Origin of the sequence: Longimicrobium sp. (genome assembly GCF_036280135.1) — a bacterium.
In the GTDB taxonomy this organism is placed as follows: domain Bacteria; phylum Gemmatimonadota; class Gemmatimonadetes; order Longimicrobiales; family Longimicrobiaceae; genus Longimicrobium.
Genome location: NZ_DASURI010000529.1, coordinates 1 through 8,169, shown reverse-complemented (window position 1 = coordinate 8,169; position 8,169 = coordinate 1). Strand labels below are relative to the sequence as shown.

Annotated in this window: 6 protein-coding genes; 4 read left to right on the top strand and 2 right to left on the bottom strand. The window is 70.3% G+C overall.

The window, feature by feature from the left end; all coding sequences use genetic code 11:
* Positions 1–380, bottom strand: a 380-nt coding sequence (locus tag VFZ20_RS17070; RefSeq protein WP_329685123.1) for a GAF domain-containing protein, incomplete at its 3' end; no start/stop codon positions are given.
* Positions 381–1,083: 703 nt separating this feature from the next.
* Between VFZ20_RS17070 and VFZ20_RS17065 the strand changes: the two genes are divergently transcribed.
* The 4 genes from VFZ20_RS17065 (at position 1,084) to VFZ20_RS17050 (ending at position 6,997) form a co-directional block, all read left to right on the top strand.
* On the top strand, positions 1,084–1,455 hold the full coding sequence (locus VFZ20_RS17065) for a PAS domain-containing protein (protein ID WP_329685122.1): 372 nt from the start codon (positions 1,084–1,086) through the stop codon (positions 1,453–1,455).
* A 53-nt stretch (positions 1,456–1,508) separates the two neighbouring features.
* The gene (locus VFZ20_RS17060) at positions 1,509–1,793 is read left to right on the top strand and encodes a hypothetical protein (protein ID WP_329685121.1); all 285 of its coding nucleotides are present in this window, start codon (positions 1,509–1,511) and stop codon (positions 1,791–1,793) included.
* Between the two features lie 457 nt (positions 1,794–2,250).
* Positions 2,251–4,944 carry a pyruvate, phosphate dikinase gene (gene ppdK, locus VFZ20_RS17055; RefSeq protein ID WP_329685120.1) on the top strand — a complete coding sequence of 898 codons (2,694 nt, stop codon included), beginning with the start codon at positions 2,251–2,253 and terminating at the stop codon, positions 4,942–4,944.
* A 253-nt stretch (positions 4,945–5,197) separates the two neighbouring features.
* A complete protein-coding gene (locus tag VFZ20_RS17050) occupies positions 5,198–6,997 on the top strand; it encodes a hypothetical protein (RefSeq protein WP_329685119.1) in 1,800 nt (599 codons plus the stop codon).
* A 67-nt stretch (positions 6,998–7,064) separates the two neighbouring features.
* On the opposite strand, the gene VFZ20_RS17045 is transcribed toward VFZ20_RS17050, so the two are convergent.
* Positions 7,065–7,949: an Fpg/Nei family DNA glycosylase gene (locus VFZ20_RS17045; RefSeq protein ID WP_329685118.1), complete on the bottom strand. Its 885-nt coding sequence runs from the start codon at positions 7,947–7,949 to the stop codon at positions 7,065–7,067.
* Between the last annotated feature and the right edge of the window lie 220 nt (positions 7,950–8,169).

The window sequence follows — 8,169 nt, the reverse complement described above, 5'->3', positions numbered from 1 at the left end:
CCCGCGGGCGAGACGAGGGGGACGCCGGCGTAGGCGCGGACGCCCCACGCGCGCATGGCCGCGTCGCCGGGGATGCGCGCGTCGTCCACGACGTCGGCGATGCACAGGGGCTCGCCCGTGCCGGCCACGCGGCTGCAGATGGAGCGCTCCACGGGGATGGCGGCCGGCACGGCGCCCGCGTCCACGCCCACGGCGCTCTTGATCCACTGCCGCTCGCCGTCGATGAGCGACAGCAACGAGATGGGGGCGCCCAGCAGGTGCGAGGCGAGCCGCGTCAGCCGGTCGAAGGCTTCTTCGGGGGGCGAGCCCGCCAGGTGCGTGGCGCGGACGGCGGCCAGGCGCGCGGAATCGCGCAGGAGGTCTGCGGAGTCGGTGGGCATGAAGGGGAGGGACCGGCGTGAGATGCTGCACGTGCCGTTTTTCGGAACATGCGAATGGAGTGTACGCGACGCAAGGGAAATGGCGTGGAGGGGGTGAAGTGCGTGAGTGCGTGAGTGCGTGAGTGGGGAAGTGCGTGAGTGCGAAAGTGCGAAAGTGCGAAAGTGCGAAAGGTACGAGGGTACGCGGGTGGAACGGCGGACGGAGATCGGCCGGATGAGCGGAGGCCCAGCCTGAGCGGGTGAACCCGCCGCTGGAACAGCGACAAGCCCCGTCTCGCGCTGACGCGCGATGCGAACGAGGCTTCATCCGCCAACGCAGGCCGCCACCCGGCGGTGTGGCATGCATCTCCGCAAGGAAGGCGGCGGTGCAGTCCGGATCCGTGCACCGGAGCGGAGCTCCAGCCGTTGAAGCCTCACGCCGTTTGTGAGGCTTTCCGCTGTCGTTGCGGCGGCTTCAGCCGCTCCGGCTCGAGGGGCGACACCGGATCGGATCCTCAATCGGGTTCATTCGCTCCGGCGGGGTGCCGGCGTACCCGCGCCACGACCCGTCGAAGTCTACGCCCTCTCCCGCGCAGTTCGCGGGAAAAGGACCGCGAGGAACGAGCGGGGTGAGGGCCGCCAGCTCCTTGCGCGACGCACAAGGTTAGTACAATCTTTGCGCACGCATGCACGGAGGGGCGGGAACCTGATCTGCGGAGGGACGATGACGAGGGCGCGCGCGGAGATGATCCAGCTGCTGGACACGCTTACCCGGGACGAGCTGGACGAGCTGCCGGTGGGCGTGATCCAGCTGGACCGCGACGGAACGGTGCTGCAGTACAACGAGACCGAAAGCAGCCTGGCCCGCTTCAGCCGGGCGGACGTGGTGGGACGCAACTTCTTTCGAGAGATCGCGCCGTGCACGGCCGTGCGCGACTTCCAGGGCCGCTTCGAGGAGGGCGTGGAGGCCGGGAGCCTGGACACCACGTTCGGCTACCGCTTTCGCTTTGCCGACGACCGCACCAAGGACGTGACCATCACCATGTCGTACCGCCCGCACACGGAGGTCGTGTGGGTGGTGGTCGAGCGTCCGTGACCGCCCCCACTTCCGCGGGCGGCTCCCGCACCGACAATGACGGAGACAGCGTTATGCGCGAGGTGCTGGACAGGGGCCATCTGCACGCCCTCTTCATGACGGAGCTGCGCCGCCACCCCGACGCGGCCGGCAGCGAGTTCATCTTCGAGATCGACTACAAGCCCGAGGGCCCCGGCGGATGCAACTGGTACCCGCTGGCCACCATCGAGCTGTGGCGCGGCGACCTGATGGGCAACCTCAAGGTGTTCCGCGAGGTGCGCGAATCCCTCTCCGCGCGCTACAACGTCCTGCCCCCGGCCGACGTGAACGCCACCGCGATCTCCGTCGCGGCGGACTGACCCGCCGGCCGCCGTACATGGAAAGCCCCGCCCCGGACGTCCCGGGGCGGGGCTTCGTGCATGGCCGTCGCGCGCCGGACGCGGCGGGCCGGGCGCCGTTCGCGTGAGGGATGCGCGCCCGCAGGGCCGAGAACGCGGAGGAAGGGGACAACAGGGGTATCGTTGTCCCGTTCCGTAGCGGGCTCGGCGCCGTTGGGCACAGTTGTATCGTGCCTTACGGCGCGCGCAGCCCGGCCCGGAGCGCAGCGGAGGGACACGCCCGGAACTGCAGTGCGAGAGTGCGAAGTGCGAAGTGCGAACGTGCGAGAGTAACGGCACGATCCGCCTTTCGCACTTTCGCACTTTCGCACTCACGCACTTCCCCCGGCGCCATATTTGCCGTACCCGCCCTCGTCCCACCGCTCCGGGACGCTTCCGATCCAGCAATCACGACAACACCAGAGCCCCGACGACACCCATGGCGGACCGGTACGTCTACTTCTTTGGCGCCGGCGAGACGGAAGGCAGCAAGGAGATGAAGGACCTGCTGGGCGGCAAGGGCGCCGGCCTGGCGGAGATGGCCCGCATCGGCGTTCCCGTGCCCCCGGGCTTCACCATCACCACCGAGGTCTGCCGGCTGTACCTGCGCGCGGGCACGTACCCCGACGGGCTGCGCGAGCAGGTGGCCGCCTCGCTGGAGCGCCTGGAGCGCGCCACGGGCAAGACGTTCGGCGGGTCGTCGTCTCCCCTGCTGGTCTCCGTGCGCTCCGGCGCCGCGTTCAGCATGCCGGGGATGATGGACACCATCCTCAACCTGGGCCTGAACGACCGGACGGCCGCCGCCCTGGCCGAGGAAAGCGGCGACCCGCGCTTTGCCTGGGACAGCTACCGGCGCTTCGTGCAGATGTACGCCGACGTGGTGCTGGGCGTGCACGCGGACCTCTTCGAGCGCCGCATGGACGAGATGAAGCACGCCCGCGGCGTCCGCGAGGACACGAAGCTCTCGGCCGACGACCTCCAGGCGCTCACGGCCCAGTTCAAGGCGCTCGTGCAGGAGCGGACGAAGAAGGACTTTCCCGAGGACCCGCAGGACCAGCTGTGGGGCGCCATCCACGCCGTCTTCGGTTCGTGGGACACGCCCCGCGCCAAGGCGTACCGCCGCATCAACAGCATCTCCGACGACCTGGGCACGGCCGTCAACGTGTGCTCCATGGTCTTCGGCAACATGGGCGACGATTCGGGAACGGGCGTGGCGTTCACCCGCGACCCGTCCACGGGCGAGCCGCGGCTGTACGGCGAGTTCCTCGTGAACGCGCAGGGCGAGGACGTGGTGGCCGGCATCCGCGACCCGCTGCACATCGACGGCATGGCCCAGGCCCTTCCCGGCGCGTACACGGAGCTGCTGCAGGCCGCGCGGCTGCTGGAGGACCACTACCGCGACGCGCAGGACCTGGAGTTCACGGTGGAAAAGGGGCGCCTGTACCTGCTGCAGACGCGCAACGCCAAGCGCACGGGCCGCGCGGCCGTCCGCATTGCCGTGGAGATGGTGGACGAGGGGCGCCTGTCGCCGGAAGAGGCCGTGCTGCGGGTGCAGCCGGAGCAGCTGGACCAGCTCCTTCACCCCATGGTGGATCCCGACGCCAAGGTGCACGTGCTCACGACGGCCCTCCCGGCGTCGCCCGGCGCGGCCAGCGGGCAGGTGGTCTTCAACCCCGACGAGGCGGCGGAGCGCGGGCCGCACGAGCCCGTCATCCTCGTGCGCCGCGAGACGTCGCCCGAGGACTTTCACGGGATGGTGGCCGCGCAGGGCATTCTCACGGCGCGCGGCGGGATGACGTCGCACGCGGCCGTCGTGGCGCGCGGCATGGGCAAGTGCTGCGTGGCCGGCGCCGGCGAGCTGCAGATGGACGAGGCGCGCCGCCGCTTCACGGTGGGCGACACCGTCGTGCACGAGGGCGACTGGATCACCCTGGACGGCGCCACGGGCCGGGTGATCCTGGGCAAGGTGCCCACCGTGGAGCCGGAGCCCACGGACGACTTTCGCCGGCTGATGGAGTGGGCCGACGCGCACCGCACCCTGCGCGTCCGGACGAACGCGGACACGCCCCACGACAGCGCCGTGGCGCGGCGGTTCGGCGCGGAGGGCATCGGGCTGTGCCGCACGGAGCACATGTTCTTCGAGGGCGACCGCATCGACGCCGTCCGCGAGATGATCCTGGCCGACACGGGCGCCGCGCGGGCCATCGCCGTGGCCAAGCTGCTGCCCATGCAGCGCGCGGACTTCGAGGGGATCTTCCGGGCCATGGACGGGCTGCCCGTCACCATCCGCCTGCTGGACCCGCCGCTGCACGAGTTCCTGCCCCACGGCGCCGCCGAGGTCAAGGACCTGGCCCGCAAGCTCAAGCAGAACCCCGACAAGCTGCGGGCCCGCGTGGACGCGCACCACGAGGCCAACCCCATGCTGGGCCACCGCGGCTGCCGCCTGGGCATCAGCTACCCCGACATCACCTGGATGCAGGCGCAGGCCATCTTCGAGGCCGCCGTGAACGTGCAGGCCCAGGGCGTGACCGTCTGCCCGGAGATCATGGTACCGCTCGTGGGCACGGCCGAGGAGCTGCGCCGGCAGCGCGAGATCATCGACCAGGTGGCCGAGGAGGTGTTCTACCAGTGCGACGCGCGGGTGGACTACCTGGTGGGGACGATGATCGAGCTGCCCCGCGCGGCGCTCACGGCGGACCGCATCGCCGCGCACGCGCAGTTCTTCTCGTTCGGCACCAACGACCTCACGCAGACCACGTTCGGCCTGTCGCGCGACGACGCGGGGCGGTTCCTGCCGTCGTACGTGGAGGGCGGCGTGCTCCCCGACGACCCGTTCCAGACGCTGGACGTGGACGGCGTGGGGCAGCTGGTGGAGCTGGCCACGCGCCTGGGACGCGGGGTGGTCCCGGGGCTCAAGACGGGCGTGTGCGGCGAGCACGGCGGCGACCCGCGCTCGGTGGAGTTCTTTCACCGCGCGGGGCTCAACTACGTGTCCTGCTCGCCGTACCGCGTGCCCGTGGCGCGCCTGGCCGCCGCCCACGCCGCGCTCAAGCACCCCGGCCGCACGCCGTCCGCGGCGCCCGCGCCGGCGTCCAGCCCCGCGGCCGAGCCCCAGGCGGTCGCGGCGGACTGACTGCGCTTCCACGCGCGATTACGGGGTCAACGGCAGCCGCCCGGCGCCGTTGACCCCGTTCTCTTTTCAGGCACGTCAACACCGCGTAAGTCCTCCCCATTCGGCGACTTGATCCGGGTGAACGGAGACGGAGTTCCGGTTTCCCGCCGGCCTTATTTTCGGTATATTTTCGGTGTCGGGCGGCACGCCGCGCGACACCGGATCGGCGGCACCGTGCCGCCGCCGGCACACCTCCAGGCCAGGGGAGACCCGCATGCCCATTCCCACCACCGTCGTCAACGCCGACAAGGTCCTGCCGTCCAGCACCCTGCTCCCCGCGGTGCAGATTCCCATCATGGAAGACGGCCCCGCGACGTACTCCCTCCTGAGCCAGCGCTTTGGCGGCTGGAGCAGCACCGGCGTGTTCGACGCGGAGACGGCCCTGCGCGGCGCGGCCGCGTTCTTCAACGGCCGCGGCGGCACGCTCGTGATCCCGCCGGGCACGTACACCATCAACCGTGCCCGCATCGTGGCCGGCCCGGGCTACGTGTCGGGGCCCGGCGGCAGCGATCCCGGCAACATCGAGTGGCTCAACGCGCGGGGCCTGCGCATCGTGGCCCACGGGGCGCGCATCGACATGTTCGGCGCGTTTCACCGGACGTCGCAGGCCTCCAACACGCCGGCGGGACAGGCGTCGCTCTCCAACGAGCTGCAGATCTGCCCGTTCCTCTTTCGCGACTGCGCGGGCTTGGCCATCCACGGGCTGGAGATCGACGGCAACGTGGACCAGATGACGCGCGACGCGAGCGTCGTGGAGAACCAGGCCAACAGCTGCCTGCGGCTGGAATCGTGCACGGACGTGCTGCTGGACGGCGTGTACGCGCACCACGCCCCCAGCGACAACTTCCGGTTCAGCAACAACGGCCAGTACAGCCCGACGCGCCCGGAGGGCGATCCCTATCGCGGCGTCAAGCGCGCCTGCCGCCGCGTGACGGCGCGCGGATGCCGGGCGGAGTTCGCGGGCCGGTGCAACTTTGCCATCATCCAGGTGCGCGGGCTCACCCTGCTGGACTGCAGCGACGGCTACGCCGGCTTCCTGGACGCCGCCTACACCACCAGCCCGTACGGCGGGCACTCGCCGTGGTGCGGCATCGACATCGAGCCCAACGACTCCGCCACCAACGACCCGCTGATCGTTGACGTGGACACGGGCGAGATCCTCATCGTCCGCCACCGCACCACGGGCAACCTGGGCATCCAGTTCGCGGACGTCATCTCCAGCAGCTATCACGACGGCACCACGCTGCTGGACTGCGTGATCGACGTGGGCGCCACCAACCCGTCCACGAGCGGCTACGGCTTCGCGTTCCAGAACAAGCGCGGCCGGGTGATCAACGGACTCATCCAGCTGCGGGGCCGCTCGCTGGACGCCGGCATCTCCACCACGGGCGACGCCGCCAAGCACGCGTCCGTCGACACGCGGTACGAGGGCGTGGACATCCGGGGCACCAGCCGGATGATCACGGGCAACCAGTCGCAGAAGATCGTGTTCGAGAACTGTCGCATCATCGGCGAGCACACGGCGCCGGTGGACCACATGATCTTCAACACCAACCCCAGGATCGAGTACCGCGACTGCTACATCTTTGTCCCCGCGGCGGCGTACGACGCGGGCAGCGGCGGACAGGACGTGATCTACCTGTACGGCCGCGCCGTGGACACCACGTTCGACACGGACTTCGTGGACGTGGCCACCAACTACTTCAACGTGCGGTGGACGGTGGGCGTGTCCGAGGACTCGCGGTTCCCCGTGGGCTTCAACTTTCGCCCGGCGGCCGGCAGCACGCACGACAACGCCCTGCCGTACGCGCTGAACAGCACCCAGAGCACCACCGCCCTCGTGCTGGGCGGGCGGTTCCTGGGCATCGCGGCCGCCGCCCCCACCACCGGCACCTGGCGCCGCGGCGACGTGCTGTTCAACGGCTCGCCCAGCGCCAGCGGGTTCGTGGGATGGGTGTGCGTGACGGCGGGCACGCCGGGTACCTGGAAGACGTTCGGCCCCATCTCCGCCTGATCCGGTGACGGGCTGAACGCATCACGGGGCGGCAGATTTCCTCTGCCGCCCCGCGATCGTTCGTATCCTACTCCACGTCGTCGAGGGAGCGCGGCCAGTCGTCCTTGAGCAGGCGCGACAGGGCGCGGTCCGCCAGGCGGCGGCCGCCCGTCTGGCAGCGGGCGCAGTAGTGGGTCTCGTTCTCCGCGTAGACAATGCGCTGCACGGGCGCGCCGCAGTCCGGGCACGGCTGCCCGTAGCGCCCGTGCACGGCCATCCCCTCCTGGAACGCCGTCAGCTTCTCGGGGAATCGGTCCCCTGATCTTGCCCGAAGCCGGTCGATCCAGTCGCGCAGGGTGGACCGCGTGGCGTCGTACAGCCGCGCGGCTTCGTCGTTGTCCAGGTTGGTGGAAAGCTGCAGGGGCGACAGCCGCGCGCGGTGCAGGATCTCGTCCGAGTACGCGTTGCCGATGCCGCTGAACAGCCGCGGATCCGTCAGCGACCGCTTGAGCGTGTGCCGCTCGCGGGCCAGCGCCTCGCGGAACTGCTCCGGCGACGCCTCCATCACCTCGATGCCGCCGCGGTCGTGCGCGCGCAGGGCTTCGTCGCCCCGCAGCAGGTGGATGGACGCGCGGCGCCTGGTCCCCGCCTCCGTCATCGCCAGCGTGCCGTTGTCGAAGTCGAACGCGGCCAGGCCGATCTTGCCGGGGATCTTCGCCCCCGCCGCCAGCCAGCGGAACCGGCCCGCGACCATCAGGTGGATGACGATGAAGAACCCGCCCTCCAGCTCCATCACGATCCGTTTCCCCACCCTGCGGATGCCGGTGACGGCGTGCCCCGCCAGATCCGCCGGACGCGGGTCCACGGTGCGCAGGACGAACGGGTTGGCCAGGCGGATGCCCGTGAGCGTCTGCCCCAGGATGCGCGTTTCCAGCGCCTCGATGTAGACCGCCACCTCCGGAAGCTCAGGCATTCCGTTCGCTCTCGGTTATGGCAACAGAGAACTGCATTCTCACACGGCACTGCGTGAACGGCACTTCGTGAACGGAGAAGACGGTTGGCTGGTGCACGGTAGCGCCCGGTGCAGGGACCAACCGTTCACGCAGTGCCGTGTGAGCCCGTCTTTTCCCCCGCCCACACCCGGAAACGCAGAAGAAGCAGAGAACCGAAGTCCTCTGCTTCCCCTGCTCCCT

Excerpts from the sequence above, each read along its gene's own strand:
- ppdK (WP_329685120.1), top strand. The coding sequence starts at position 2,251 with ATGGCGGACCGGTACGTCTACTTCTTTGGCGCCGGCGAGACGGAAGGC.
- VFZ20_RS17060 (WP_329685121.1), top strand. The coding sequence starts at position 1,509 with ATGCGCGAGGTGCTGGACAGGGGCCATCTGCACGCCCTCTTCATGACG.
- VFZ20_RS17050 (WP_329685119.1), top strand. The coding sequence starts at position 5,198 with ATGCCCATTCCCACCACCGTCGTCAACGCCGACAAGGTCCTGCCGTCC.
- VFZ20_RS17065 (WP_329685122.1), top strand. The coding sequence starts at position 1,084 with ATGACGAGGGCGCGCGCGGAGATGATCCAGCTGCTGGACACGCTTACC.
- VFZ20_RS17045 (WP_329685118.1), bottom strand. The coding sequence starts at position 7,949 with ATGCCTGAGCTTCCGGAGGTGGCGGTCTACATCGAGGCGCTGGAAACG.